The following is a 24,753-nucleotide window of genomic DNA, read 5'->3' as shown; positions in this document are numbered from 1 at the left end:
TTAAGAATCTCGCGCCTGCCCGAGCACCGCCTGGCGGTCCGTTCCCGGGACGTCACGCACCTGAACCGCCCGTAGTCCGGCAGTTTCGAACCAGTCCCGGTAGGCAGTGGGCGCATGGGCCTCGCCGGAGCCGAGTGCGAGTCGACGGACGGTCGCCTCGCGCGCGGCGGGCGAGCGCTCGCGAAGGTAATCGACGACCACGAGCCAGCCCCCCGGCGCGAGCGCGTCGGCCGCCCCGGCGACGAGTCGCCGGTTCGCCTTCGCCGAGCGCTCGCTGGTCCGCAGCGGGACGAACGCGCAGTTGACTCCCTCGACGGGGAGGCTGCTGGAGTCGACCCCGTCGTCGCCGGGCAGGTTCCAGGTGGCCGTCGCCACAGGCTCGCGGGCGAGCAGCGATGCCGACGCGTCGAGCCGGTCGGCGGCATCGAGCAGGGTCACGTCGTACCCCCGCCGTGCGAACTCGACGGCGTAGGTGCCCGGCGCGCCGCCGATGTCGACGACCTGGCCGTCGGGGACGACGTGCTGGGCGACGGTGACGCAGGCCCGGACGGTCGCTTCATCGGTCGCCTGCACGCGGCCGAGTCGGTTGCGGGTCCACTCGGTCGCGGTGCCGTCGGGTGCGGGTTCGTCGCTGGAGCCAGCGGGGGGTGCCTCGCCTCGCATCGTCGCCGGGAGGTGGCGGAGCGCGTCGAGGTCGTCCAGCTCGGCCGGGAAGCGCCCAACGGAGCGAAGGTCGGCAGCCGCGAGGAAGCCCAGCGAGCGGTTCGTCGGCTCGTAGACGCCGCCCACGTCGCGGAAGAAGCCGGCGTCGGCGAGGGCCTCGACGGTGAGTCGGGCCGCGCGTTCGGTCACGTCCGTCCGTTCGGCGACCGCCGCTGGCGTGTCCGCGTCGGAGAGCAACGCGTCGAGGACGCCCGTCTCGCGAGCGGCCCACAGCAGGAACAGCGTCTCCCGGTCCTCTGTCATGGTCGGCGATGACGGACCGGAGGGGGATAATTCACTGCATCCGGACGAAGCGCACGCCGCCCCGGTCCTCGCGGTCGAGCGAGCCGTCGGCCCGCCGGGTCGCGTGGACGAGCCGCTGCCGGTCGGTGCCGATGGGGCCGAGGACGACCCCGCCCGGACGGACCTGTTCGACGACCGCGTCCGGGAGCTCGGGCGCTGCGCAGGTCAGGTACGCCGAATCGTAGGGGGCGTGTTCCGGCCAGCCCTCGCGGCCGTCGCCGGTCCGGATCTCGATGTCCCCGTAGCCGAGCCTGTCGAGGCGCTCGCGAGCCTCGCTGGCGAGTCGCTCGCTGTACTCGACGGAGAAGACGCTCTTCGCGCCGACGACCTCGGCGGCGACGGCCGCGTGGTAGCCACAGCCGGTGCCGACTTCGAGCACCCGGTCGCCGGCCGAGAGGTCGAGCGCGTCGACCATGATGGCGACCATGTGCGGCGCGCTGATGGTCGCGCCGTCCCCGATGGGCAGGGGGCGGTCGGCGTACGCCTCGCTCCGGCGTGACTCCGGGACGAACTCGTGTCTCGGGACCGCCCGCATCGCGTCGAGCGTCGACTCCCGCCGGACGTCGCTCCGGCGGTCGAGTCGGTCGACCAGCGACTCCCGGGCGGCCTCGAAGCTCATCTCACCAGGCGGACCAGGCCGTCGTCTCTTCGTCCCACGCGTAGACGCGCTTCGCGTCCTTGGCGACGACCGTGTCGCCGTCGTGGTCGAGCTTGTCGTGGTAGTAGCCCTCCGCGTCGGCACGCACCGCGATGCCGCTGATGGTGAACTCGTCGTTGTCGAACGTCTCCGTCTCGCCCACGACGAACTCGTAGTCGCCGGGGACGTGCACGCGCTCCGAGCGCGTCTCGTTGTTGCGACCGTCGCGCGGGTGGATGGTCACGTTGACCCCGACGTTCCCGACCGCGCGGGTCCAGAACGTCTCCACGTCGCCCGCCTCGGCCTCCTCGACCCGACGCTCGCCGTCGAGCTCGAGGCTCGTGATGCGAACCGTCATGATGGCCTCGTCGGTGTCGAGGATGAACTCCTCGCCCGTCGCGACCGTCTCGTCGACCGGGGCCTCCACCGTCGCGGTGAAGGAGTCCCCGTCCTGACTGACGACGACGTCGATCTCGGCCGTCTCGTCCGGCTCGACTCGCTCCTTGTGGACGTGCCCGCACTCCGTACAGCGGACCGTGTACATCTGCCCGCGCTCCTTCAGCACCTCGTGCGCCCGATCGAACTCGGGCGAACACGAGGGACAGGGGAGTGCGAGCCTGTCGGCGACTTCGCTCATACGCCGTAGTACACCGCGACGCGGTAAAAGCCGTCGGACCGCCCGTACGTGTGGTTACGATTGTCCCGGTTTTGGTTCGTTCGTGCTGTCGTCGTGGAAATTGGGCGGATTTGGCCGGGCGCGAGGTTCGGTGAACCATGCGAGGCAGCTCCTCCGACAACAGCCAGAAAATCCCGCACTCTGGCTGCTGGTGTCTCCAACTGTTCTCCCACCGAACTACCGCTCACATCACGAGAATACAGACAGCACACCAACCAGCACACCCGAACACGACGAAACCCCAAACGAACGGGTCTGCGAAGCGCTTTCGAGATAAGGAGCGCGTAGAGCGCGTAACTTCGAACCCCGAAACGGCCTCAGATTCCTCCTTCGACCCCTCTCGCGCTCGCTGGAGCCGTAACTCGCGGGGTCAAAAGGGTGGGCTTAAGTGCCTCCGTAAGATAGCGACTGGTACTATGGCGAACGGCAAATACGCCGCGCGCAAGCTCAAGAAGGACCGCCAGAATCACCGGTGGTCCGACTCTGAGTACGCTCGACGCGAGCGCGGACTTCGCAAGAAGTCCGACCCGCTCGAGGGCGCGCCCCAGGGTCGAGGTATCGTACTGGAGAAGGTCGGCATCGAAGCGAAGCAGCCGAACTCCGCGATCCGGAAGTGTGTTCGTGTCCAGCTGATCAAGAACGGCAAGCAGGTCACGGCGTTCTGCCCGGGCGACGGTGCCATCTCGTTCATCGACGAGCACGACGAAGTCACCATCGCCGGTATCGGTGGGGCGAAGGGTCGCGCGATGGGTGACCTCTCCGGCGTGAACTACAAGGTCGAGAAGGTCAACGGCGTCGCAATGCTCGAACTCGTCCGCGGGAACGCGGAGAAGCCGGTGCGCTAACCATGTCGGCCGAAGACACACCCGAGCCGGACAAGCCGGCGGGAACCGACGACGAGGGCGCACGCGCCCAGCTGTTCGGCGCGTGGGACGTGACCGACATCGAGTACAACGACCCGTCCACCGAGCGCTACATCTCGGTGACGCCGGTCGCGCACACGATGGGTCGGCACTCCTCGAAGCAGTTCAAGAAGTCCGAGATCTCCATCGTCGAGCGACTCATCAACCGTCTGATGCAGACGGAGGAGAACACCGGCAAGAAGCAGAAGGCGATCCAGATCGTCCGCGATGGCTTCGAGCAGATCCACGAGCGCACCGACGAGAACCCGATCCAGGTGCTCGTGACCGCCGTCGAGAACGCGGCACCCCGCGAGGAGACCGTTCGCCTGAAGTACGGTGGCATCTCGGTCCCGAAGGCCGTCGACGTCGCGCCGCAGCGCCGCGTCGACCAGGCCCTGCTGTTCCTGACCGACGGTGTCTACAAGGACTCGTTCAAGACCCCGACGTCCGCCGCCGAGGCGCTGGCCAACCAGCTCGTCGGCGCGGCGAACTACGACGTCCAGACGTACGCCGTCAGCCAGAAGGAAGAGAAGGAACGCGTCGCGGCCGCGGCACGCTAACGCTCTCTCTATCTCCCGTTCTCGCCACGCCCGGAGCCACCGGCTCGGCGGCCGGATAGCACGAAGTATTTACCTATCCTGTCGATAGCACCTGGTATGGCACCGAACCCTCCATCCCGCCGCCAGTTCCTCGCGGCGGCTGCGGCGGCCGGTCTGGCCGGCTGTCTCTCGGATGTCACTGGTAGTGGCGGCACGCCGACCGATCCGCCGACCTCGGCGTACGACCCGACAGTCGAACAGGACGAGTGGCCGAAGTACGACGAGGACTGGGAGCCGCCGACGGACTCCCCTCTCGACTACGAGTACGAGACGGAAGTGCTGGTCGAGAACCTCGATATCCCGTGGGACATCTCGTTTACCGGTGAAGACGAGCTGTTCCTGACCGAGCGCACCGGCAACATTCGGAAGTTCGAGTCCGGGGACGTGGTCGACGTGGTCGAGCCGGACGAGGCCATCGACGCGGGCTCCATCGACAGCCCCGACGAGCAGACCTGGTGGGTCGAGGGCGGTGAAGGCGGCCTGCTCGGCGTCGCTGCGCACCCGGACTACCCGGACCCACCGCTGGTGTACGCCTACTACACGTACATGGATGGCGGGACGGAGAAGAACAAGGTGGCGTCGTTCGACGCGTCCGCGGACGACCCGGCGTCGACGGTGACGACGCTCGTCGAAGGCATCCCCGGCGAGAGCTACCACGATGGCGGCCGCATCGCGTTCGGCCCCGAGGGCCACCTCTGGGTCACGACGGGTGACGGCGGGACCGCGGAGAACAGCCAGAGCACAGAGTCGCTGGGCGGGAAGGTGCTCCGCATCACCGCCTCGGGCGACCCGGTCGAGGGGAACACCGAGGCTGGCGACGGCCGGGTCTTCTCGCTGGGCCACCGGAACCCCCAGACGATCACGTGGCTGCCGGACGCGACGCCGGTCGTGTCCGAGCACGGACAGACCGCACAGGACGAGGTGAGCCTGATCTCCCCCGGCTGGAACGGCGGCTGGCCGGAAGTCCGCACGGCCGAGGAGTACCCCGGCAGCGACTACAATCGACCGGTCGCGCACACGGGAGCGAACACCTCGTGGGCACCGAGCGGTGGCGTCTTCTACACCGGCGAGAGCGTCCCGGGCCTCCAGAACCGACTGCTGGTCGGGGGGCTGTGGAGCCAGCGCATCAACGTCGTGACGCTCTCGCCACCGGACGGCGACCTGCCCCCGGTCGGGAACGGGAAACGGCACGACGCGGACTGGCTGGACAACGGCTACGTCGCCACCTCGCACCACCTGTTCGAGGACGAGTTCGGCCGAATCCGCCACGTCGAACAGGGGCCCGACGGCGACCTCTACTTCATCACGTGCAACCGCGACGGCCGCGCCGAGGGCGACTTCCCCAAGGACAACGGCGACCGACTCATCCGCCTCCGACAGGTCTGAACGGGCGGCTCACTGGTCCCTCGCCGGCTGTAAACCGGCACGCTATTACTGGTTGACGGACATTCGGGACGTATGTCGGACTCGCACGAATCGGTCGACCTCGTCGCCGACGAGACGGTCGAACGACTCGCTCTGGCGGCGGTCGTCGCTGCGCTGACGGCCGCGCTCGCACAGATATCGATTCCCGTCCCGGGACTCCCGGCACCGATCTCGTTCCAGCCGTTCGGGGTGTACGCAGCGGGACTGTTGCTCGGCGCACGGTGGGGCGGCCTCTCGATGCTGCTGTACGTGCTCACCGGCGCGGCCGGGGTGCCCGTGTTCTCGAGCGCCTCCGGCGGACTCGGAGTCGTGCTCGGCCCGACCGGCGGCTACCTCGTCGGCTACGTCCTCGCGGCGGTGGTCATCGGGCTGCTCGCCCACGGCGGCCTCGACGCGAAGCGGCCGTCGGCGGTCCCCACCTGGCGGCAGTCACTCGCGTTACTCGCTGGTATCACTGTCATCTACGCGGTGGGGGTGCCGTGGCTCGCCGAGACCACGGACTACTCGCTCTCGGCGGCGATGGCGGTCCCGCTCGACCCGCCGTTCGTCGCGCTGTCGGGGCCGACCGTGAGCATGCCCCAGGCCGTCGTCGTCGGCGCGGCCATCTTCCTCCCCGGCGACGTGCTGAAGATACTCGCGACGCTCGGCATCGTCCGCAGCGGCGAACTCGACGCACTCGTCGAATGATCCGCGTCGAGGACCTCTCGCACAGCTACGGCGATACCCGCGTGCTGGACGGGGTTTCGACGACCGTCGGGGACGGCGAGTTCGTCCTCGTCGTCGGTGCGAACGGCAGCGGGAAGACGACGCTCGTCCGACAGTGCAACGGCCTGCTCGAACCCGACTCGGGCACCGTCACCGTCGACGGCACGCCCGTCCACGAGAACCTCGTGCGTGCCCGCACCCGCGTCGGCATGGTGTTCCAGCACCCTCGCGACCAGCTCGTCGCCGCGACGGTCGGCGCGGACGTGGCCTTCGGCCCCGAGAACCTGGGCCTCGATCGCGAGGCGGTGGACGCCCGGGTCGCCGACGCCCTCGAGGCGGTCGGGATGGCCGGTCGTGCGGACGAGCGCGTCGACGAGCTCTCCGGCGGTGAGGAGGCCCGGGTCGCCATCGCGGGCGCGCTGGCGATGGAGCCGGCGCACCTGATACTCGACGAACCGCTCGCCGGACTGGACGCGACCGGCCGCGACTCCGTCCGCTCCCGCCTCACGGCCCTGCACGCCGACGGGACCAGCGTCGTCGTCGTCACCCACGACCTCCGCGAGTGGTTCGACACCGCAGACCGCGTCGTCGCGCTCGCGGACGGTCGCATCGTCGCCGACGGCCCGCCCGACTCGGTGCGCGACGCGCTCGCCGACGTGGCCGTCGACGTGCCGTCGTGACCACTGCCACCGATGATCAGCTACACACCCGGAGGAACGTTCGCCCACCGACTCGACGCCCGCTCGAAGCTGCTGTTCCAGTTCGGCTTCGCCATCGCCGCGTTCGCGAGCCCGACGCCGCGCTGGCTCGCCGCGGTGGTGGTCGTGGCCGCGCTCGCGCTCCTTGGGTCCCGGACCAGCCCCGTCGCGGTCGTCCGCACCTACTGGTTCGTGTTCGTGCTCCTGTTCAGCGGCCCCGCCATCGACCTGGTCGCGCTCTCGCCGCTCCGACTCACCCCCGGGCGGGCGGTCGCCCCGTCGCTCGCCGTGAGCCGCGTCGGCCTCGTACTGTTCGTCGGCGCGGCCTACGTCCGCACGACGCCCATCCGCGAGACGCGGGCGACCATCCAGCGATACGTCCCGGGGAACGCGGGCCGCCTGCTCGGCGTCGGCGTCGCGCTCACCGCCCGGTTCCTGCCGGTGCTCCGCCGTGACCTGACCGCCGCCCGGACCGCCATGCGTGCCCGTCTCGGCGGCGAGCGCCCGGTGACCGACCGCCTCGGCCGGCTCGGCCGTCTCGGACTCGTCCGGGCGTTCGAGCGCGCGGACCGGCTGGCGCTGGCGCTCAGAGCGCGCTGTTTCTCGTGGGAGCCCACACCGCCCCGCTTCCGGTTCACGGCCGCCGACGCGGTCGTCTCGCTCCTCGGCGGCGGGCTGGCGGTCGCGGGGCTCGCGGTGCTGCTCGGACTCTGGCCCTGAGAACCGGGTCAGTTCATCCGGGACGGCAGCTGGAGCTCCTCCAGCCCCGGCAGGTCCTTCACGTTGAAGACGACCCTGAGGTCGTCGCTCACGGGGGTTCCGATACAGGAGAGCTGGATTCCCTGTGTGACGAGGTCGGCCGAGAGCACGTTGTCGACGGTCATCTCCATCTCGCCGTCGACGACCAGCACCGCGCAGTTCGCACACGCGCCGCCGCGACACGAGAACGGCCACTCGAACCCCTCGTCCTCCGCGGCCTCCAGCAGGTAGTCGCCGGGCTCGACCGTCAGCTCGCCGTACGCGTCCTCGTCGAGCCCCGCCCGTCGTGCCTTCTGGAACAGCTCGTCGTCGCCGAGCTCCCAGCCGTTCGCCACGACCGCCTCGTAGTCGAGGTACTCGACGGACACGTTCGGGTCCTGCTCGGGCTCCGGCGCGGACTCCGCCGCCGTCGCCGGCTCGTCTGTCCCGTTCGTCTCGTACCAGCTGTCGGCGCTGCCCTCGACGATGGTCTCGTAGGCCGACTGGACCAGCTGGAACTCCTGTGCGGATCCGCCCTGGTCCGGATGGGCCTCCTTCACCCGACGGCGGTACGCCTGGTGCACTGTCTGCTCGTCGGCGTCGGCGTCGACCTGCAACACGTCGAACGGCGAGGGCACGCGTACCGCTAGCGATATCAGCGTAATAAGTCTCTCCCACTCAGCAAGGCCTGCTGGGGCGACTCCTCGTGAGACGTTGTCGCGGGGTGACTGGTGATCCGGATATCAGTCCGCGGCCTGCTGCCCGCCGAGCGCGAACGCCCGCGTCACGTCGACGAGTGCCTTGCGGTACTCGCTCTCGGTCGGGTCGTCGACGAGGGAGACGAACCGGCTCTTGAACTCCTCGAGGCTGACGTCGGGGGCGTCGCTCGCGGCGGCGGCGGCGAGGTCGTACAGCCGGTGGTCGGGGCCGGCGAGGTCGTGGCGCTCGACGAGTGCCAGCGCGAACGCGGCGTTGACCGCCGTGATATCGGGGTCGGAACCGGGATTGGCGGGGACGAGGCCACCGCGGAACGGCCGAGGCTGGTCGGCGACAGCGGCGGCGAGTCCGGATTCGAGGAAGGACACCAGCTTCTCGGCCGAGGCGACGCGCATCGTGATGTCGTCTGCGTAGATGTCCTTCATGTGATTCGCGATCTGGTAGCACTGGGCGACCTTGTGGCGCTCGACGCTGTTGCCCGCGAGCCCCAGGAACAACGCCTCGTCCGTCGACTGGGTGTGCGACGGATGCGACTCCTCGTACCGGACCATGTGGGCGAACTCGTGGAGCGCGAGCTCGCGAGCCATCGCGCTCGTCGCCGCCCGTCTCGAGATGTTGAGGACGTGGTGGTCGTCGTAGTGGCCTGTCCACGTCCGCTCGTCCGGATTCTCCCTGACCTGGACTCGAACCGGCAGTTCGAGGTCGCAGACGGTCTCGAAGACGTCCCTGGCGCTGAGGAAGGGGGCGGTCGGTCCGCCGTCCTGCACGCGAACCTCCATGTTCATCTGTATCAGGGTTCTCGTGGGTATGAGCGTTGTGGCTGTGGTACCCGTTGCCGTAATTTCCCGCGCCGTCGGGACGGGGTGACGACGATTCGGAGCTGTCGCACCGGCGAGAATCGTGTGTACAGTTGTCCCACGAACGGACGAATCGTGGGACAACGACCGCCTATTCGTCGGGTTCCGCCCCGACTGAAAACACTACCCTTTTGAACCTTGTGCCGGTATCAGGCACCAATGGGTAGACGCAAGAAGATCGTCGACGAGTGCGAGCGACTGATGGACGAGCCGGACCAGATCCGGAACATCGCCATCGCCGCACACGTCGACCACGGTAAGACGACGCTCACAGACAACCTCCTCGCGGGTACGGGCATGATCGCCGACGAAGGTGAGGCGACCAAGCTCATGATGGACACCGAGGAGGACGAGCAGGAGCGTGGGATCACCATCGACGCGGCGAACGTCTCGATGACCCACGAGTACGACGACCGGAACCACCTCATCAACCTCATCGACACGCCCGGCCACGTCGACTTCGGTGGCGACGTCACCCGTGCGATGCGCGCGGTCGACGGTGCGCTCGTCGTCGTCGACGCCGTCGAGGGCGCGATGCCCCAGACCGAGACCGTCGTCCGGCAGGCACTCCGCGAGGGTGTCAAGCCGGCCCTGTTCATCAACAAGGTCGACCGCCTCATCAGCGAGCTTCAGGAGGGCCCCCAGGAGATGCAGGAGCGTCTCCAGAAGGTCATCGCCGACGTCAACGAGCTCATCCGCGGCATGACCGAGGAGATGGACGACGTCGACGACTGGACCGTCTCCGTCGAGGACGGCACCGTCGCGTTCGGCTCCGCACTGTACATGTGGGGCGTCTCCGTCAACTCGATGCAGCGCACCGGCCTCGACTTCGGCGACATCATCGACATGGAGCGGTCCGACCAGCGGCAGGAGCTCCACGAGAAGACGCCGCTGTCGAACGTCGTCCTCGACATGGTCGTCGAGCACTTCCCGAACCCGCTCGACGCCCAGCCCCGTCGTATCCCGCGCATCTGGCGTGGCGACGACGAGCTCGACATCGCAGAGCAGATGCAGCTCGTCGACGACGACGGCGAGGTCGTCATGATGGTCACCGACATCGGGATGGACCCCCACGCCGGCGAGATTGCGACCGGTCGCGTCTTCTCCGGCACCGTCGAGAAGGGCCAGGAGCTCTACGTCTCCGGCACTGCGGGCAAGAACCGCATCCAGTCCGTCGGGATCTACATGGGCGGCGAGCGTGAGGAGGTCGAACACGTCCCGGCAGGCAACATCGCGGCCGTCACCGGTCTGCGCGACGCCATCGCCGGCTCCACCGTCTCCTCCGTCGAGATGACACCGTTCGAGTCCATCGAGCACATCTCCGAGCCCGTCATCACGAAGTCCGTCGAGGCGAAGAGCATGGACGACCTGCCGAAGCTCATCGAGACGCTCCGTCAGGTCTCCAAGGAGGACCCGACCATCCAGATCGAGATCAACGAGGACACCGGCGAGCACCTCATCTCCGGGCAGGGCGAACTCCACCTCGAAGTCATCACCCAGCGCATCGAGCGCAACCAGGGCATCCCGGTCTCGACCGGTGAGCCCATCGTCGTCTACCGCGAAGCGCCGCGCCAGGCGACCGAGGAGGTCGAGGGTATCTCGCCGAACCGCCACAACCGGTTCTACCTCACCCTCGAACCGATGAACGAGGAGATCGTCGAGAAGATCCGCCTCGGCGAGGTCTCCATGGACATGCCCGAGCAGGAGCGCCGCGAGGCCCTGCAGGAGGCCGGCATGGACAAGGACTCCTCCCAGAACGTCGAGCACATCTACGGCACCAACATCCTGCTCGACGACACGAAGGGTATCCAGCACCTCAACGAGACGATGGAGCTCGTCATCGAGGGTCTGGAGGAGGCCCTCGAGGACGGCCCGCTCGCCGCCGAGCCGGTCCAGGGCTCGCTCCTTCGCCTGAAGGACGCCCGCCTGCACGAGGACACCATCCACCGCGGTCCGGCACAGGTCATCCCGGCAGTCCGGAACGCCGTCCACCGTGCCCTCATCCACTCCGGCGTCGCGCTGCTGGAGCCGATGCAGGACGTCCGCATCGACGTGCCCAACGAGCACATGGGTGCCGCCTCCGGCGAGATTCAGGGCCGCCGTGGCCGCGTCGACGACATGTACCAGGAGGGTGACCTCATGGTCGTCGAGGGCATCGCGCCCGTCGACGAGATGATCGGCTTCTCCTCGGACATCCGCTCCGCGACGGAGGGTCGCGCGTCGTGGAACACCGAGAACGCCGGCTTCGAGTTCATGTCCGACTCGCTCCAGAAGGGCAAGATCATGGAGATTCGCGAGCGCAAGGGGATGAAGCTGGAGCTGCCCGAGGGCGCCGACTACCTCGACTAACCGTTCGGCTTCTTTCGGTTTCTTCTGCGGTTCTTTGCTCCTTTCAGGAGTAGCTCCGACTCCTGTGGTTTGTGAGGGTGGTTGGCGGCTGGAGCAGCCAGAGAGTCCCGTCTATCGTCGAAACTGCTCGAACCCCAAACCGGCCGGAAAGTCCCTGTTCGCTCGCCGTCTGCGACTCGCTGTCGCGAGAGCACGCTCTCGCTGGTCACGCGAACCGCTTACGATCCCGAGACAGCCGCGCGCCGCCCGGTTGATTCGGCAGACGACGTCCCGGACGACCCGACACGCGAATTCAGGGCGGACGCTTATCAGGCAGGGCCCAGTGCCATCACCAATGGAACGTCTGCCCTCCAGACGACGGGTGCTCGGCTCGGTTGCGGGAAGTTTCGTGGTTCTCGGCGGCTGTCTCGGCGGTTCGGACGATGAGGACGAGCCACCGCGACTCGGCGCGGTCGAGCTCCGAAACAGCCACGACCGCGCCCACGACGTGCGGGTGACGGTGGTCGACGACGGCGAGACGATGTACCAACGCGCCGTGTCGCTGGACGCCGCATCGGAGGGCGAGGCGACGGGTAGGGTCCTGACCGGCGGGTTCGACGCGGTCGAGGGTGCGCTCACCGTCGAGTACGCGGTCGACGGTGGCGAGCGGGAGCGGGTTAGAACGGCGGACCTCGGCGACGAGCCGTGTTACGTGCTGTTGATTCGAGTGGGAGACGACGGCGGCGTCTCGACGTTCGCCACGACCGGCCACGAGTGTTCGACGGCTCAGAACGGCAGCACGCGGTCGTAGAACGAGTCGATGCGGTCGTTGATGCCATCCGGCTGGCGGGAGCCCCACGGATACCGGGAGAAGTAGTAGCCACAGGCGATGATGATGCCGACGGTCTGAGTCAACGAGTCCGACGCGACGAGTCCAGTGAGCAGGATGCCGACGACGGCGAGGGCGCTCGCGACCACGACTTCGACCATCTGACGAGCGGTGGACATACTCGAAATTTCGGGTGACAGGGCAAGAAGCCACCGAACCCGGTATGAGGCGTGTGGCCGAGTCGTGCGGGCACGACAGTGGTGAGACTTGCACGTGGCTGAAGGCTTATGTCCGCCCCGGCGAACAGACGACACATGAAGCGACGACGCCCGGTGTCGGGTGAGCGCGGTGGCTGATGTAGCCGAGACGCGGCGGACGTACACGGTTCGACTGGAGCTCGTCGACGAGCCCGGCGAGCTGATGCGTGCGCTCAGACCCGTCGCCGAGAACGGCGGCAACCTCCTGTCGGTGTTCCACGAGCGCGGCAACCTGACACCGCGGGGGAACATCCCGGTCGAGGTGGACCTGGAGTGTTCACCGGGACGGTTCGACGACATCGTGGCGGGCCTGCGCGACGCCGGCGTGACGGTCACGCAGGCCGGCGAGGACGGCTACGCGGAGGAGGTGACGCTGCTACTCGTCGGTCACCTGGTCGACACGGACCTCTCCGATACCCTGGCGACGGTCGAGTCCTGCAGCGGGGCGTCGGTGGCGGACTTCTCGCTCGACGCGCCGGCGGGCACCGACGAGCAGTCGAGTGCGCGCCTCCGGCTCGCGGTCGACCCGCCGCAGGTCAGCGAGGTGCTGTCAGTCGTCCGTGACGTGGCCGACCGGAAGGGACTGCAGGTCGTGGAGCCGCTCGTGGAGGGTGAGCGATGAAGCTCGCAGTCGTCGGTGCGGGCGCGGTCGGCCGTTCCGTCGTCCGGATGGCCGGCGAGTACGGACACACAGTCACCGCCGTTGCTGACTCGAGTGGTGCGGCCGTCGACAGCGACGGGCTCGGCGCCGAGGCGGTGCTCTCGCGGAAGTCCGCGCGGGGCAGCGTCGGCGCCGCGGACCCCGGGGAGGCGCTCGCGGCCGAGTACGACGCACTTGTCGAGGCGACGCCGACGACGCTCGGCGACGCGGAACCGGGGTTCTCCCACGTCCGCCGGGCACTCGACCGGGACAGACACGTCGTGCTCGCGAACAAGGGGCCGGTCGCGGAGCGGTACGGCGATGTTCGCCGGCTCGAGGACGAGAGCGATGGCGAGGTGCTGTTCGAGGCGACCGTCGCTGGTGCGATCCCGGTGCTCGGTACCATCGCGGACTACGGCCCGGCACAGGTGACGGCCGTTCGTGGCGTACTCAACGGAACGGCGAACTTCATCCTCTCCCGGATGGCCGCCGAGGGACTGGACTACGAACACGTGCTCGCGGAGGCACAGGACCTCGGTGTCGCCGAGGCCGACCCGGCCTTCGACGTGGAGGGGACCGACGCCGCGCTCAAGTGCGTCATCCTCGCGAACGTCCTCGGTGACGGATCGTACACGCTCGCAGACGCCGAGGTGTCGGGCATCGTCGACATCCCACCGAGCGCGCTCTCGCTGGCCCAGGAGGACGGACGCACGGTCCGCCTCGTCGGCGAGGCGACGCCCACCGGAATCCGTGTCGGCCCGCGACTCGTGTCGATGGACAGTCCGCTCGCGGTCGGCGGGACCGAGAACATCGTCCAGCTGGAGACGACGCACGCGGGGTCGCTCGCGCTCCGCGGTCGCGGTGCCGGTGGCGACGAGACCGCGAGTGCGGTGCTCGCGGACGTCGCCCGGCTGGACCGTTGAATCGCCCTCCGAGACGGGGAGACCGTGTGTCGGTGTGACACAAAACGCAAGACGGCGACAGGCTGGGTAGGAGTCCGTATCGAAATGGTTTTAACCGTTTCTGCCGAAAGATTCCCACACAGCGCCTCTGCGCGTGAGATACAACAATGAGCGACAAACCACACCAGAACCTGGCTATCATCGGCCACGTCGACCACGGCAAGAGCACACTTGTCGGACGACTCCTCTTCGAGACGGGGAGCGTCCCGGAACACGTAATCGAGCAGTACCGAGAGGAAGCAGAAGAGAAGGGCAAGGGCGGCTTCGAGTTCGCCTACGTCATGGACAACCTCGCCGAGGAGCGCGAGCGTGGTGTCACCATCGACATCGCCCACCAGGAGTTCGACACCGACGAGTACAACTTCACTATCGTCGACTGTCCGGGCCACCGTGACTTCGTCAAGAACATGATCACGGGCGCCTCGCAGGCCGACAACGCAGTGCTCGTCGTCGCGGCAGACGACGGTGTCGCGCCCCAGACCCGAGAGCACGTCTTCCTGGCCCGCACGCTGGGTATCGGCGAGCTCATCATCGGTGTCAACAAGATGGACATCGTCGACTACGGCGAGGACAAGTACGAGGGTGTCAAGGAGGAGGTCAACAAGCTCCTGAAGCAGGTTCAGTTCCGCTCCGACGACGCCACGTACATCCCGATTTCCGCCTTCGAGGGCGACAACATCGCCGAGCGGTCCGGCAACATGGACTGGTACGACGGCGAGATCCTCCTCGAGGCACTCAACAGCCTGCCGGAGCCGGAGCCGCCGACGGACGCGCCGCTCCGCCTGCCGATTCAGGACGTCTACACCATCTCCGGCATCGGTACCGTCCCCGTCGGACGTATCGAGACCGGGACGATGAACATGGGCGACATGGTCTCCTTCCAGCCCAGCGACGTGGGTGGCGAGGTCAAGACCATCGAGATGCACCACGAGGAGGTCCCCAAGGCCGAGCCCGGTGACAACGTCGGGTTCAACGTCCGCGGCATCGGCAAGGACGACATCCGCCGTGGCGACGTCTGTGGCCCCGCCGACGAACCGCCGACGGTCGCCGAGACCTTCAAGGCACAGGTCGTCGTGATGCAGCACCCGAGCGTCATCACGGCCGGCTACACGCCGGTCTTCCACGCACACACCGCACAGGTCGCGTGTACCATCGAGAGCCTCGACGCCAAGATCGACCCGGCATCGGGCGAGGTCGCGGAGGAGAACCCCGACTTCATCCAGTCCGGTGACGCGGCGAAGGTCACCGTTCGCCCGCAAAAGCCCCTCAGCATCGAGCCGGCCGGCGAGATTTCCGAGCTCGGCAGCTTCGCGGTGCGCGACATGGGCCAGACCATCGCCGCAGGCCAGGTCCTGAGCGTCAACGAGAAGTAAACAGATGCAACAGGCACGCGTCCGTCTCGCGGGCACCAGCCCCGACGACCTCGACAACATCTGCGACGACGTTCGCGAGATCGCGAACAAGACCGGCGTCTCGCTGTCGGGCCCGATCCCGCTCCCGACCAAGACGCTGGAGATTCCGACTCGCAAGTCTCCCGACGGTGAGGGGACTGCGACCTGGGAGCACTGGGAGATGCGCGTCCACAAGCGCCTGATCGACCTCGACGCCGACGAACGCGCACTTCGTCAGCTCATGCGGATTCAGGTGCCGAACGACGTCAGCATCGAAATCGTCCTCGAGGACTGAGGACGCTGCCGACGGCTACTCTCTCTCGCGCAGCGCCGTCGGTCGACGCGCGGTCGACCCCGTCAGTTTAGTAGCTGCAGGACCCGTCTGAATCTATGTCCCGCGGCAGCCCGACGCTCGACACGCTCGTCGTTTTCGCCGTGGTCTTCGCCTTCCAGGGTCTGGTGAAGGGTGTCTTCGGGTTCCTCGGCGCGTGGAAACCCGTCTACGTCTTCCTGTTCGTCCTCGACTCGCCGGTGTCACAGCCGTGGACGTTCGTCACGAGCGTCTACGCCCACGACGGCCTCGGCCACCTTCTGTCGAACACGGTCGCACTCGTACTCGCCGGGTTCATCCTCGAACGCTACACGACACGCCTGCGCTTTCACCTCTTCTTCGTGGGGACAGGCGCCATCGCCGGGCTCTCGCAGGTGCTCTTGAGTGGCTTCTTCGCGAGCCTCGGGGTCGGCAAGTCGGCCGGCGTCCTCGGGGCCAGCGGAGCCGTCTTCGCGCTGTACGGCTACGTCCTCGGCGGGAACCGGGTCACCGACAGCCTGCTCCGGAACCTCGACATCCCCGACTGGGTCGAGTACACCACGTTCCTCGTCGTCGCGCTCGTCGTGACAGTCGCGACCGGTGCACCCGGCGTCGCCCTGTTCGCCCACTTCACCGGCTTCCTCGTCGGGCTCGCGGCCGGCCGCGCGAACCTGCTCGCGGTGTCACACTCGGCCCCGCACGGCTCCCGAAAGGAAAGGTACTAATACGCACCACTGGCAAGAACTGGATGCGTTCGCGGGCTTGTAGATCAGCGGTAGATCGCTTCCTTCGCAAGGAAGAGGCCCTGGGTTCAAATCCCAGCAAGTCCATCCCGATTTTCGACGGACTACATCGAGAGCCACGCGCCTCGGCGGTGGACTACGTCCCAGAAGAGCGCTGTCGCTCGGAGGCACGGACTCCCGCAGAACGTCTCACTACGAGCCGTTGTCGCAAGAATAACTTAAATGGCGGATGGGATGTGTCGATGATAGGGCACCCGGTGATGGGTGTCCACTACGCCTCAGAGATCACTCCCATCGCACGGGTAGATGCTGACGGGTTCGTCCATCGGCAGGTCGACGACGGTGTCGTCGCCGGAGAGGGCGACCCAGGAGTCGATATCGCCCTCGTTGAGCGGGTCGCGGTCGGCATCGTCGTTGAACGCGGGCGTGATGTCGATCTTGAACGGGTCATCGTCGACGGGAATGGCTCCACCGTCCGTCGGGGCGTCGGCCCACGACCAGTCCGCCTGTGAGATGACGCCGCTGTCAGTCTGGTAGGTGTCCCCAGAGTCGTCCTGAACGCTCCAGCTGCCGGGCGTGATGCCCGCGAAGTCGAACTCGAAGGTGACCGCGCCACCGCTGCCATCGTCAACGGTATCGTGAAGCATCACGAGGCTGGTGTCACCCGTGTTGGTGTTCCGGTAGAGGAACAGCTGGCTGCGGTCGCTCTCGGTGTAGCCGAGAGCGTCGTCGCCCGCCCGGTGCGGACTGTAGTTGTAGAACTCCTCGACGGTCATATCGTCCTCGACGGCGGTGACGCAGTGCTGCTCGCCGCCGGCCTCGACGACGAACTCGTCGCTCAGGCAGGGGCACGGCTCGGGGTTGTGCCGGCACTGCTCGGTGTAGAAGCCGATGTCGAAGCCGACGGAGTCGGTCTGGATGACGTTGCCGACGTCCTCGGACACGTTCCAGCCGACGTTGACGCAGTGGCACTCCCCGCCCTCGAAGCAGTCCTCCGAGAGGAGCAGGCCGTTGGAGCCGGTCTCGACCTCCTCACGGGCCTCCGCGAGGGTCCCGCTCCAGACCGTGGTGTCCTCGTCGTCGTTCCGCGAGTTGCAGTTCTCGTCGAGGGAGATGTCGACGTGCATGTTCTCGGCGAGTTCGCCGTCGGCGGGCGTGCTGTCGACTTCCCCCTCGGGTTCGGTGATGTCGTTCTCGCCCTCGGTGAAGTTCGCGAGCGTGAGCCAGATGTAGCCCGGGTTGTCACAGAGACAGAGGTTGAACGTTATCTGGCCGCCGTCACCAGGCTTCACGTCGTCGAGTGCGACGAGGGTCTCCTGGTCACCGTAGTCGTCCGCGTAGTTCTCGTCGATGTTGCCGCAGCTGATAACGTCCGTCACGTCGGTATCTTCGCCCGTTGCCCCCCCGTCGTTCCAGTTGACGACGCCGTCGCCGGTGTCAACCGACTGCTCGGCGTCGCCGTCGTGATCCGGGTGGGCGTTCACGAACTCTCCGAGGTCGTCGGTCCGTGGGCGTATCGGCCCTTCAGGGTCCTCCAATCCGTTCGGCCCGTAGTACACCTGCTGCCAGCCGACCTTGAGGTCCAGCTCGCCCGCGGTGAGAGTGTTGCCCTCGAACGATTCGGTGTCGCTGAAGTACGCGCTCGTTCCCAGTCCAGCTCCGACGGAGGCGACCCCGACGGCGCCGATGCCGCCGAGGATGCGTCGCCGCGTCAGTCCGGTCGTGTGTTCGTCAGTCATTGGTAGTTACCTCCGAACTCCCGACGTGTGGGACAGTTCGGTTGAGTGAAACGAACACCAGTACCCCCGTAGTTATACGGCGACACGTCACCGTCCAACGGCGAAATTGAAACGAACGTGACTTTCAAATCCGCCAATAGGAACGCGTCCCGGGCCGCAGCACTACCCTGAGACGGTGGTCGACACCCGACGCAGTAATGCGATAATCGGTAGTTTCGGCGGTCCCACGAGTGGAATCGGGGGCGGAATCAGTGCGAGTGGCGGTGCCGGCGGACGATGGATGTTACCCATCCCAGCGGAGGTGGGTGTATCCGAAGTGCCCGTGGAACTCCGCAACCGTTCCGGTCCGTCGGAACGACGCCGACTCCACGTCAGTCGTGGAACCGGCCCGGCCAGCAGGGGTCGTTTAAGTACTTCTCGTGATAAGGGTTCATAGTGAGACGTTCTACGGGACACCCGCATCCCCAGCGAGCGGTGCTGCTCACGTTCAGACGCCCCAGGCGATGCGGTCCCAGAGGCGTTCGTAGCCGTAGTACGTCCCTGTCTTGACGATGTTGGTCACCAGCCCGATGTTCACCGAGGCCAGCACGTCGTCGGTCACTGCGAAGGCGACCACGATGGTGATGACGACCATCAGCACCCGGTACAGCAGCGTCTTGACGATGGCACGCGAGCGGAGCTGGTTCGGCGTTCGGGCGAGCAGCGAGGAGAACGCGCCCATGTCGGCTATCTACGTGAGGAGTTAGCATGACCGTTTGGGTGGCTCCGTTCCCGTGGGGCGGGAAGCAGCGTACGGGTATATCGCCCGAGCAGCCGTCTAGACGGGAATGAGCACACTCTCGAAGACCCTCGTCAGCGTCGCCGTCGGACTACTCGCCTTCCTCGCGACGGGAATCGCGGTCACCGCGGTGATCGACCCGTACATCTGGCCGTCGCTGTTGGTCGGTGCGCCGGTCGCGGTCACCGTCGGGGCAACCGCACTCCTCGCGACAGTGGCGACGCTACGCTACCGTGAGCGCCGCCGTGTCGGGACGCTGGACGCCGGCGCCGTCGCAGCGTACCGTGCGGCGGTCGTCGCGGTCGCGACGTGTCTGGTCGTCGTTCCGCTCGGGACCGCCGCCGTCGTCTTCGACGTGGGCGAGCTCGGCATCGCCGTCCTCGTGTTCGGACTGCCGGCGTCCGTGCTCCTCGCGGCCGTCGTCGCGTACGCCACGGTCCGGCGGACGGTGCCCGCCCGGCGTCCGCCGACGGCCTGAGCTGTCCGACTACCCGAACCGTCCGACGACCACGCGGCTACCAGATCGAGCGCTCGTCGCCGTCGACGACCTCCTCGTCGACGAGCGCGTAGCAGTTCTCGTAGGGGACGAACGCGGCGAACGAGCCGTCCACGTAGCACTCGACGCCGTGCTCGACGTGTTCGTAGTCGTCGCACTCGATGACACCTTCCGGGAGTACGATACGGTACATAGTTGCCGGTACGACCGCATCGAGGATAGAGATACCGCCGGTCGTGTCGGGGGTGGTCACGTGGGTGTCGACGTGTTCGTCACTCCTCGTCGGGGTCGTCGACGACCTCGATACCGCGGTTGTTGACCGCGTCGGGGTCGAGGCCGACCTCCTGGAGGAATCCCTTGTACTCGCGCTCGCACTGTTCGGCGGCCTTCTGCTTGTCGGAGGCGCGCGAACAGAGCGCGGCGAGGTCCTCGGGAACGTCGTTCGTGTAGACGATCCAGTGGTTGATGAGGTCGGAGAGCCGGCGGATGGGGCTCGTGAAGTGGCCGTAGATGTCGAAGTTGAGCGCGTGGTGGCCGCCGAAGGGGTCGCTCATGTACTTCGCCCGGGGCATGACCTTCATCACGGCCCACTGGATCTTCCCGAGCTGGCGGCCGGGTGCCTGTTCGAGCGTCGCGTTGACTGCCATCCGGGGGTCGTCCCAGGAGTCGCCCGGGATGCTCACGCCGTCCAGGTCCTGGATCTCGACGAGGGCCTTGTCCCACTCGTCGGGGGTCGGCTGCGGGTGGACGCGGTACATCGCCTCGACGCCGCGGTTCCACATCAGCTCGTGCGTGACGGCCTTGTTCGCCTTCAGCATGCACTCCTCGATGATGGTGTGGGCGCGGTCCCGACGCGGGTTGAGCACGAGGGAGCCGTCCTCCTTGCGCTGCTCGTGCATCCGGTCGGCCACGTCGAACACCAGTGAGATCTCGTCGTGCAGGTCGGCGTCCGGCTCGTCGAGGCGGTCCTCGGTCTGCGTGTAGGTGAGCCGCTCGTTCGAGTGGATGACGGACTTGTAGATGTCGATGGACTCGTAGCTCAGGTGCTCCTTGTCGAGCTCCATCTCGACGGTGTGGGCCAGGCGGTCCTCTTCGGGGACCAGCGAGCAGACGGTCTCGGCGAGCGTCGGCGGCAGCATGTGGATGGTGTACGCCGGGAGGTAGACGGTGTTGCCGCGCTCGACGGCCTCCTTCCACATCGCGCTCTCCGGGTGGACGTAGTGGGAGACGTCGGCGATGTGGACCCACAGCGTGTACGTCTCCTCGTTCTCGCGGATGGCGATGGCGTCGTCGAAGTCCTGTGCGTCGACGGGGTCGGTCGTCCACGTCGTCAGGTCACGGAGGTCCTCGCGCTCGTCCAGCTCGTCCTCTATCTCCTGCTGGACGCCCTCGGTCCGCTCTTCGGCCTCCTCCAGTACCTCCGGCGGGAACGCGTCGGCGATCTCGAACTTCTCGAACAGCTCCTCGCGTTTGTTCTCCAGGTGGCGCGCGAGCTCCTCGTCGATCTCGACCGGGCCCTGCCCTTCGGCGGTGCCCGCGGCGGCCTGCGCGCTGGCGTCGTCGGTCATGGGCCGGGCTACGAGGGGGGGACGGGAAAACGTATCGGGGCGTCCGCGTCGCGGGCCGGTCTCTCAGTCAGACTGCTCTTGCGCCTCGACGGTCGCGTCGTGGAACCGGGCGAGGAACTCCTCCTGGGACACCTGGCCGGCGCCGAGGTCGATCAGCATGCACTCCAGCCCCTTCCGCGGCTGGTGACAGCACGCCCGGTCGCAGGGCTTGCAGAGGTACTCGAACTCCTTGTCCGTGCGCTCCCACCGGTTGCCGTGTTTGTCGTACTCGCGGGCGTCGTCGCGAGGGACCTCGTCGCCGCACGCGATGCACGTCACGGGGTCGTCGTCGCCGTCTCGCCGGGCACCCCACATGGTTTTGGCAACGGGGGGCACCTATAAAGACGTTGCCGCGGGTTTCTCACCCTGTTTAAGTGCAGCAGGCCGTCTCGACCGCTCGCCGAGAACGACCGGTTTATGCGGCTCCCGGTGGAGGGTTGGGGTATGCAGGTGAAGTCCCGACACCACCTCCGTAGCGACGACGTGAGGGAGGTCGAGAGCGCCGTGGCCGACGCACTCGGCGTCGACCTCGACGGCGACACGTACGAACTGGTCGAGTTCGAGGACAGCGAGTTCGACGTCGTCCTCGTCGACGGCGAGCCCGCCGTCTTCTACGTCGACGACGAACCGTTCCTCACCGTCGCGGGTGCGAACGCGACCGAACCGACCAGCCGCGTCGTCACCGTCGACGCCGGTGCCATCTCCTTCGTCTCCGACGGCGCCGACGTGATGCGGCCCGGCATCGTCGAGGCCACCTCGGACATCGCGCCGGGCGATCTCGTCGTCATCGCCGAGGAGACCCACGGCAAGGTGCTCGCGGTCGGCCGCGCGAAGGTCGACGGCGAGGACATGGCCGGCGACTCCGGCAAGGTCGTCGAGTCCATCCACCACGTCGGCGACGACCTCTTCCAGTTCTCGGGCTAGTCTTCGTCCCCGTCGACCGAGTCGAGTCCGTCCTCGTCGTAGGCGTCCTCGTACAGCTCCATCGCCTCCTCGTACCCCTCGACGGCGTACTCGTACGTCTCTCGCAGGTCCGCGATGGGCGTCTCCGTCGCATCGACCCGCAGGTCCTCGTAGTACGGGTCGACGACCCGCTCCCCGGTCGACTCGACGAGGAGCGCCGCGCTCTGGACGCGTAGCTCCTCGCGCTTGTCGCCGCCCTGCTCGTGGCCCGCGGCCAGGGCGTCGACGAGTCGCTCGGCGAGCGGGCGGTCCTCGTCGCGGCTCGATTCGTACTCGTCGGCGACGGCGTCGATGACGGCCTCGCCGGTCAGCAGGTTGCCCGCGACGGTGTAGCCCTCACCCTCGATGTGCCCGTACCAGCCCTTACACTCCTCGCCCGAGAAGACGAAGGTTCCCTCGGCGTCGACGCCGTGGAGCTGGCGGTTCTCGGCACCCTCGTCGGCGTTCAGGAGCGACTGGAGGGCGTCCTCGACGGCGAGGCCGTCGTCCACGTACTCGATGCCCTTCCGCCCGAGTTCGACGTTGACGAGGCTCTGTGTGGCCACCGCACCGGACTCGCTGGCGAACGGGCAGAGCGTCCCGACGCCGGGGAGCCGGGTCGTGACCGCCACGCCGAAGCGGTCCTGTTCCTCGCCGTCGTCGTCGGTGTACGTCTCGTGGACGCAGATGCTGAACGTCATACCGGGAACTGGAGCGAGCCGAGCAAAAAAGCCGGTGTGCCGGAAGTCGATGCGGTCGTCCTCTCGGTGCGGTCGGTCCAGCGCCGTCAGGCTGTGACGGTCTTCGTCTGACTCGTCGTGTTGCCGGCCGCGTCGGTCACGGTCAGCGTGATGTCGTAGCTGCCCGAGCCCTTCTTCTCCTGCAGCCGGGTCGAGCCGGACGCGCTGGCGCCGCTCACGCTGGCGCTCGCCGAGTCGGCGGTGCCGTTCTGGTCGAGGACGAGGCCGACCGAGGCCAGGTCGCCGTCGGCGTCCGAAACGGCCCAGTTCACCTCGAAGCGGGCCCAGCCACCGTTGCTTCGGTTGCTGATACCGAACTGGTCGATGGCGGGTGCCGTGCTCCCGCTGCTGCTGTTGTCCGTCGTCACCGTGATAGACGAACTGCTGGTGTTGCCGGCGGAGTCGGTCGCCGTCGCCGACACGGCGTGGTCGCCGTCCGCGACGCCGGTGCTGTCCCAGCTGGCCTCGTAGTAGCCGGACGTGCTGTTGTACGACGCCGTCTGTGCCGTCTCGCCGTCGACGCTCCACTCCACCGTCAGGGAGTCGTCGCTGTCCTCGGCGTCCGAGGCGCTGATCTGGATGGCGACGGTGTCGCTGACGGTACTGCCGTCCGCGGGGTTCACCCAGGAGACGCTGGGTGCGGCGTCGCCACCGCCTCCACCGCCGGCGGCCGCGACCGCGTTCTCGGCGTCGACCAGGCCGTAGCCCTGCTCGTTCCCGGCGAGGCCGATGTCTTCGGCGCTGTTCTGGAGAATCGTGCGGGCCTCGGAGGCGGTCGCACCGGTTGCCATCACCTGTGCGGCGGTGCCGGAGACGTGCGGACACGCCATCGACGTGCCCGAGAACGTCGCGTAGCCGCTCGGAACCGTGGAGTAGATGTCGGTACCGGGTGCCGCGAGCTCGACCTCGGGACCGGTCGAGGAGAAGTCCGAGAGGCTGTCGTCGCTGGCCGTCGACGAGACCGCGACGACCTCGGAGTACGCCGCGGGGTAGCCCACGCAGTCCGAACAGGGCCCGTCGTTCCCAGCCGCCGCGACCATCAGCAGCCCGTTGTTCGCGGCGTACTGCACCGCGTCCTGTAGGGTCTGATCGCCCGAGGACGCACCGAGCGACATCGACGCCACGTCGAAGCCCTGGTCGGCGGCCCATTCGATGCCGGCCGCGATGGCCGAGAGGGAGCCCGAGCCACAGCCGTCGAGCACCTTGCCCGCCCAGAGGTTCGCCTGTGTGGAGACACCGACGACACCCTCGGTGTTGTCGACGGCGTCGGCGATACCGGCACAGTGTGTGCCGTGGTCGTTGTCGTCGTCCCAGGCGTTGGGGCAGTCGTTGTTGTTCGTGTCACAGCCGAACGGGCCGCCGCCCCCGCCGGCCTCGCCACAGCAGTTGTCGGTGAAGCACTTCCCGCCCTGGATGTTGTCGGCCAGGTCGGGGTGGTCGCTGTCGATACCCGTGTCGAGGATGGCGATGTCGGCCCCGCTGCCGGTGTCACCGTTGCTGTGTAGCACGTCGGCGTCGACGCGGTCGACTCCCCACGAGAGCGTCTGGGCGAGCGCGTGGTACTCGCTATCGGCCTCGACGTACCGGACGTGCGGGTTGTTCTGCAGCCCCTGTAGGGCCTCGCTGGGGAACCGTCCCGCGACGGCCTGCCCGACCTCGTCGAAGTCGAACTCGTGTCTGACCGACGACGCCTGCTCCCGGGCGGTCTGGAGTCCGTGGTCGTCGGAGACGCCCACGATTACGTCCTGTGCGCCCTCGCCCGCGACGACCTCGCCCGCCATCGTCGTCGCCGCCAGTCCAGCACCGACTCCTTTCAATAATTTCCGTCGGGAAACGCCATTGGTGTCTCTGACCATGCGGCCCGATGTCGTGCACCATGGATTAAATAATTAACTATACCTGGCACAAGTATTAGATAAAGAGCAATATCTGTCTATAGTGGGCTGTTTCCAAAACGATGTCCGCTATCGCCAGGACTGGGCGGTTCGCACTCTCCCCCGTAACTCCGGCGACGCCGACCGTGTCTGACGTA

General features: G+C 67.4%; 28 protein-coding genes and 1 tRNA gene. 16 read left to right on the top strand and 13 right to left on the bottom strand.

Annotated elements, in window-relative coordinates; translation table 11 throughout:
• Genes NO978_RS11790 through NO978_RS11780 form a run of 3 tightly spaced genes read right to left on the bottom strand, consistent with a single transcriptional unit; the run spans window position 1 to window position 2,279 of the window.
• On the bottom strand, window positions 1-966 hold the full coding sequence (locus tag NO978_RS11790) for a bifunctional 2-polyprenyl-6-hydroxyphenol methylase/3-demethylubiquinol 3-O-methyltransferase UbiG (protein WP_257299786.1): 966 nt from the start codon (window positions 964-966) through the stop codon (window positions 1-3).
• Window positions 967-997: 31 nt separating this feature from the next.
• On the bottom strand, window positions 998-1,624 hold the full coding sequence (locus NO978_RS11785) for a protein-L-isoaspartate(D-aspartate) O-methyltransferase (RefSeq protein ID WP_257299785.1): 627 nt from the start codon (window positions 1,622-1,624) through the stop codon (window positions 998-1,000).
• A gap of 1 nt (window position 1,625) precedes the next feature.
• Window positions 1,626-2,279: an HVO_0476 family zinc finger protein gene (locus NO978_RS11780; protein ID WP_257299784.1), complete on the bottom strand. Its 654-nt coding sequence runs from the start codon at window positions 2,277-2,279 to the stop codon at window positions 1,626-1,628.
• Between the two features lie 455 nt (window positions 2,280-2,734).
• On the opposite strand from NO978_RS11780, the gene NO978_RS11775 reads away from it, so the two are divergent.
• From NO978_RS11775 to NO978_RS11750, 6 genes are all read left to right on the top strand, one after another.
• Window positions 2,735-3,163 (top strand): 30S ribosomal protein S12, encoded by a 429-nt coding sequence (locus tag NO978_RS11775; RefSeq protein WP_089733776.1) that lies wholly within the window; start codon window positions 2,735-2,737, stop codon window positions 3,161-3,163.
• Window positions 3,164-3,165: 2 nt separating this feature from the next.
• The gene (locus NO978_RS11770) at window positions 3,166-3,780 is read left to right on the top strand and encodes a 30S ribosomal protein S7 (RefSeq protein ID WP_257299783.1); all 615 of its coding nucleotides are present in this window, start codon (window positions 3,166-3,168) and stop codon (window positions 3,778-3,780) included.
• A gap of 96 nt (window positions 3,781-3,876) precedes the next feature.
• Window positions 3,877-5,205 carry a sorbosone dehydrogenase family protein gene (locus NO978_RS11765; RefSeq protein WP_257299782.1) on the top strand — a complete coding sequence of 443 codons (1,329 nt, stop codon included), beginning with the start codon at window positions 3,877-3,879 and terminating at the stop codon, window positions 5,203-5,205.
• A gap of 72 nt (window positions 5,206-5,277) precedes the next feature.
• Entirely contained in the window at window positions 5,278-5,931 is a 654-nt protein-coding gene (locus NO978_RS11760; protein WP_257299781.1) for a biotin transporter BioY, read from the top strand.
• Window positions 5,928-6,629, top strand: coding sequence for an energy-coupling factor ABC transporter ATP-binding protein (locus NO978_RS11755; RefSeq protein WP_257299780.1), 702 nt, complete (start codon window positions 5,928-5,930; stop codon window positions 6,627-6,629). Before NO978_RS11760 ends, NO978_RS11755 begins: the two co-directional genes overlap by 4 nt.
• A gap of 12 nt (window positions 6,630-6,641) precedes the next feature.
• On the top strand, window positions 6,642-7,367 hold the full coding sequence (locus NO978_RS11750; RefSeq protein ID WP_257299779.1) for an energy-coupling factor transporter transmembrane protein EcfT: 726 nt from the start codon (window positions 6,642-6,644) through the stop codon (window positions 7,365-7,367).
• Between the two features lie 8 nt (window positions 7,368-7,375).
• On the opposite strand, the gene fer is transcribed toward NO978_RS11750, so the two are convergent.
• Window positions 7,376-8,023 (bottom strand): ferredoxin Fer, encoded by a 648-nt coding sequence (gene fer, locus NO978_RS11745; RefSeq protein WP_257299778.1) that lies wholly within the window; start codon window positions 8,021-8,023, stop codon window positions 7,376-7,378.
• Between the two features lie 105 nt (window positions 8,024-8,128).
• Window positions 8,129-8,881 (bottom strand): DUF5781 family protein, encoded by a 753-nt coding sequence (locus NO978_RS11740; RefSeq protein ID WP_257299777.1) that lies wholly within the window; start codon window positions 8,879-8,881, stop codon window positions 8,129-8,131.
• Window positions 8,882-9,118: 237 nt separating this feature from the next.
• On the opposite strand from NO978_RS11740, the gene NO978_RS11735 reads away from it, so the two are divergent.
• Together NO978_RS11735 and NO978_RS11730 are read left to right on the top strand one after the other, a co-directional pair.
• Entirely contained in the window at window positions 9,119-11,308 is a 2,190-nt protein-coding gene (locus NO978_RS11735; protein ID WP_257299776.1) for an elongation factor EF-2, read from the top strand.
• A gap of 334 nt (window positions 11,309-11,642) precedes the next feature.
• Entirely contained in the window at window positions 11,643-12,098 is a 456-nt protein-coding gene (locus tag NO978_RS11730) for a hypothetical protein (protein ID WP_257299775.1), read from the top strand.
• Here the strand turns inward: NO978_RS11730 and NO978_RS11725 are convergent.
• Window positions 12,074-12,295: a hypothetical protein gene (locus NO978_RS11725; RefSeq protein WP_257299774.1), complete on the bottom strand. Its 222-nt coding sequence runs from the start codon at window positions 12,293-12,295 to the stop codon at window positions 12,074-12,076. The two genes, NO978_RS11730 and NO978_RS11725, sit on opposite strands and share 25 nt — an antisense overlap.
• Before the next feature lie 169 nt (window positions 12,296-12,464).
• Here NO978_RS11725 and NO978_RS11720 point away from each other — a divergent pair, with 169 nt between their 5' ends.
• The 6 genes from NO978_RS11720 to NO978_RS11695 all read left to right on the top strand — a co-directional run bounded on the left by NO978_RS11720 (window position 12,465) and on the right by NO978_RS11695 (window position 16,506).
• On the top strand, window positions 12,465-12,995 hold the full coding sequence (locus tag NO978_RS11720; RefSeq protein WP_257299773.1) for an amino acid-binding protein: 531 nt from the start codon (window positions 12,465-12,467) through the stop codon (window positions 12,993-12,995).
• The gene (locus NO978_RS11715) at window positions 12,992-13,936 is read left to right on the top strand and encodes a homoserine dehydrogenase (protein WP_257299772.1); all 945 of its coding nucleotides are present in this window, start codon (window positions 12,992-12,994) and stop codon (window positions 13,934-13,936) included. Before NO978_RS11720 ends, NO978_RS11715 begins: the two co-directional genes overlap by 4 nt.
• A 146-nt stretch (window positions 13,937-14,082) precedes the next feature.
• Complete coding sequence (gene tuf / locus NO978_RS11710; protein WP_257299771.1) at window positions 14,083-15,348, top strand: translation elongation factor EF-1 subunit alpha; 1,266 nt, start codon at window positions 14,083-14,085, stop codon at window positions 15,346-15,348.
• 4 nt (window positions 15,349-15,352) lie between these two features.
• On the top strand, window positions 15,353-15,661 hold the full coding sequence (rpsJ, locus tag NO978_RS11705; protein WP_089733751.1) for a 30S ribosomal protein S10: 309 nt from the start codon (window positions 15,353-15,355) through the stop codon (window positions 15,659-15,661).
• A 95-nt stretch (window positions 15,662-15,756) separates the two neighbouring features.
• A complete protein-coding gene (locus NO978_RS11700) occupies window positions 15,757-16,401 on the top strand; it encodes a rhomboid family intramembrane serine protease (RefSeq protein WP_257299770.1) in 645 nt (214 codons plus the stop codon).
• 33 nt (window positions 16,402-16,434) lie between these two features.
• Window positions 16,435-16,506: transfer RNA gene (locus NO978_RS11695), tRNA-Ala, on the top strand.
• A gap of 191 nt (window positions 16,507-16,697) precedes the next feature.
• Here NO978_RS11695 and NO978_RS11690 read toward each other — a convergent pair.
• Together NO978_RS11690 and NO978_RS11685 are read right to left on the bottom strand one after the other, a co-directional pair.
• Window positions 16,698-18,158, bottom strand: coding sequence for a SipW-dependent-type signal peptide-containing protein (locus NO978_RS11690; protein WP_257299769.1), 1,461 nt, complete (start codon window positions 18,156-18,158; stop codon window positions 16,698-16,700).
• A gap of 487 nt (window positions 18,159-18,645) precedes the next feature.
• Window positions 18,646-18,879, bottom strand: coding sequence for a DUF2061 domain-containing protein (locus NO978_RS11685; protein WP_257299768.1), 234 nt, complete (start codon window positions 18,877-18,879; stop codon window positions 18,646-18,648).
• A 106-nt stretch (window positions 18,880-18,985) separates the two neighbouring features.
• Between NO978_RS11685 and NO978_RS11680 the strand changes: the two genes are divergently transcribed.
• The gene (locus NO978_RS11680) at window positions 18,986-19,414 is read left to right on the top strand and encodes a hypothetical protein (RefSeq protein ID WP_257299767.1); all 429 of its coding nucleotides are present in this window, start codon (window positions 18,986-18,988) and stop codon (window positions 19,412-19,414) included.
• Between the two features lie 37 nt (window positions 19,415-19,451).
• Here the strand turns inward: NO978_RS11680 and NO978_RS11675 are convergent, their stop codons facing one another.
• The 3 genes from NO978_RS11675 to NO978_RS11665 all read right to left on the bottom strand — a co-directional run bounded on the left by NO978_RS11675 (window position 19,452) and on the right by NO978_RS11665 (window position 21,354).
• Complete coding sequence (locus tag NO978_RS11675; protein WP_257299766.1) at window positions 19,452-19,625, bottom strand: hypothetical protein; 174 nt, start codon at window positions 19,623-19,625, stop codon at window positions 19,452-19,454.
• A 79-nt stretch (window positions 19,626-19,704) separates the two neighbouring features.
• The gene (locus tag NO978_RS11670; protein WP_257299765.1) at window positions 19,705-21,000 is read right to left on the bottom strand and encodes a ribonuclease R family protein; all 1,296 of its coding nucleotides are present in this window, start codon (window positions 20,998-21,000) and stop codon (window positions 19,705-19,707) included.
• A gap of 63 nt (window positions 21,001-21,063) precedes the next feature.
• Complete coding sequence (locus NO978_RS11665) at window positions 21,064-21,354, bottom strand: hypothetical protein (RefSeq protein ID WP_257299764.1); 291 nt, start codon at window positions 21,352-21,354, stop codon at window positions 21,064-21,066.
• 129 nt (window positions 21,355-21,483) lie between these two features.
• Between NO978_RS11665 and NO978_RS11660 the strand changes: the two genes are divergently transcribed.
• A complete protein-coding gene (locus tag NO978_RS11660; RefSeq protein ID WP_257299763.1) occupies window positions 21,484-21,963 on the top strand; it encodes an RNA-binding protein in 480 nt (159 codons plus the stop codon).
• Here NO978_RS11660 and NO978_RS11655 read toward each other — a convergent pair.
• Window positions 21,960-22,682 carry a DUF1028 domain-containing protein gene (locus NO978_RS11655; RefSeq protein WP_257299762.1) on the bottom strand — a complete coding sequence of 241 codons (723 nt, stop codon included), beginning with the start codon at window positions 22,680-22,682 and terminating at the stop codon, window positions 21,960-21,962. The two genes, NO978_RS11660 and NO978_RS11655, sit on opposite strands and share 4 nt — an antisense overlap.
• 86 nt (window positions 22,683-22,768) lie before the next feature.
• Window positions 22,769-24,577, bottom strand: a complete 1,809-nt coding sequence (locus NO978_RS11650) for a S8 family serine peptidase (RefSeq protein WP_257299761.1) — start codon at window positions 24,575-24,577, stop codon at window positions 22,769-22,771.
• Between the last annotated feature and the right edge of the window lie 176 nt (window positions 24,578-24,753).

The sequence above is a fragment of the Haloarchaeobius sp. FL176 genome (assembly GCF_024609245.1).
Classification (GTDB): Archaea; Halobacteriota; Halobacteria; order Halobacteriales; family Natrialbaceae; genus Haloarchaeobius.
This window is presented reverse-complemented; position numbering and strand designations above follow the sequence as displayed.

Excerpts from the sequence above, each read along its gene's own strand:
- NO978_RS11790 (WP_257299786.1), bottom strand. The coding sequence starts at position 966 with ATGACAGAGGACCGGGAGACGCTGTTCCTGCTGTGGGCCGCTCGCGAG.
- NO978_RS11785 (WP_257299785.1), bottom strand. The coding sequence starts at position 1,624 with ATGAGCTTCGAGGCCGCCCGGGAGTCGCTGGTCGACCGACTCGACCGC.
- NO978_RS11780 (WP_257299784.1), bottom strand. The coding sequence starts at position 2,279 with ATGAGCGAAGTCGCCGACAGGCTCGCACTCCCCTGTCCCTCGTGTTCG.
- NO978_RS11775 (WP_089733776.1), top strand. The coding sequence starts at position 2,735 with ATGGCGAACGGCAAATACGCCGCGCGCAAGCTCAAGAAGGACCGCCAG.
- NO978_RS11770 (WP_257299783.1), top strand. The coding sequence starts at position 3,166 with ATGTCGGCCGAAGACACACCCGAGCCGGACAAGCCGGCGGGAACCGAC.
- NO978_RS11765 (WP_257299782.1), top strand. The coding sequence starts at position 3,877 with ATGGCACCGAACCCTCCATCCCGCCGCCAGTTCCTCGCGGCGGCTGCG.
- NO978_RS11760 (WP_257299781.1), top strand. The coding sequence starts at position 5,278 with ATGTCGGACTCGCACGAATCGGTCGACCTCGTCGCCGACGAGACGGTC.
- NO978_RS11755 (WP_257299780.1), top strand. The coding sequence starts at position 5,928 with ATGATCCGCGTCGAGGACCTCTCGCACAGCTACGGCGATACCCGCGTG.
- NO978_RS11750 (WP_257299779.1), top strand. The coding sequence starts at position 6,642 with ATGATCAGCTACACACCCGGAGGAACGTTCGCCCACCGACTCGACGCC.
- NO978_RS11740 (WP_257299777.1), bottom strand. The coding sequence starts at position 8,881 with ATGGAGGTTCGCGTGCAGGACGGCGGACCGACCGCCCCCTTCCTCAGC.
- NO978_RS11735 (WP_257299776.1), top strand. The coding sequence starts at position 9,119 with ATGGGTAGACGCAAGAAGATCGTCGACGAGTGCGAGCGACTGATGGAC.
- NO978_RS11730 (WP_257299775.1), top strand. The coding sequence starts at position 11,643 with ATGGAACGTCTGCCCTCCAGACGACGGGTGCTCGGCTCGGTTGCGGGA.
- NO978_RS11725 (WP_257299774.1), bottom strand. The coding sequence starts at position 12,295 with ATGTCCACCGCTCGTCAGATGGTCGAAGTCGTGGTCGCGAGCGCCCTC.
- NO978_RS11715 (WP_257299772.1), top strand. The coding sequence starts at position 12,992 with ATGAAGCTCGCAGTCGTCGGTGCGGGCGCGGTCGGCCGTTCCGTCGTC.
- tuf (WP_257299771.1), top strand. The coding sequence starts at position 14,083 with ATGAGCGACAAACCACACCAGAACCTGGCTATCATCGGCCACGTCGAC.
- rpsJ (WP_089733751.1), top strand. The coding sequence starts at position 15,353 with ATGCAACAGGCACGCGTCCGTCTCGCGGGCACCAGCCCCGACGACCTC.
- NO978_RS11700 (WP_257299770.1), top strand. The coding sequence starts at position 15,757 with ATGTCCCGCGGCAGCCCGACGCTCGACACGCTCGTCGTTTTCGCCGTG.
- NO978_RS11690 (WP_257299769.1), bottom strand. The coding sequence starts at position 18,158 with ATGACTGACGAACACACGACCGGACTGACGCGGCGACGCATCCTCGGC.
- NO978_RS11685 (WP_257299768.1), bottom strand. The coding sequence starts at position 18,879 with ATGGGCGCGTTCTCCTCGCTGCTCGCCCGAACGCCGAACCAGCTCCGC.
- NO978_RS11680 (WP_257299767.1), top strand. The coding sequence starts at position 18,986 with ATGAGCACACTCTCGAAGACCCTCGTCAGCGTCGCCGTCGGACTACTC.
- NO978_RS11675 (WP_257299766.1), bottom strand. The coding sequence starts at position 19,625 with ATGTACCGTATCGTACTCCCGGAAGGTGTCATCGAGTGCGACGACTAC.
- NO978_RS11670 (WP_257299765.1), bottom strand. The coding sequence starts at position 21,000 with ATGACCGACGACGCCAGCGCGCAGGCCGCCGCGGGCACCGCCGAAGGG.
- NO978_RS11665 (WP_257299764.1), bottom strand. The coding sequence starts at position 21,354 with ATGTGGGGTGCCCGGCGAGACGGCGACGACGACCCCGTGACGTGCATC.
- NO978_RS11660 (WP_257299763.1), top strand. The coding sequence starts at position 21,484 with ATGCAGGTGAAGTCCCGACACCACCTCCGTAGCGACGACGTGAGGGAG.
- NO978_RS11655 (WP_257299762.1), bottom strand. The coding sequence starts at position 22,682 with ATGACGTTCAGCATCTGCGTCCACGAGACGTACACCGACGACGACGGC.
- NO978_RS11650 (WP_257299761.1), bottom strand. The coding sequence starts at position 24,577 with ATGGTCAGAGACACCAATGGCGTTTCCCGACGGAAATTATTGAAAGGA.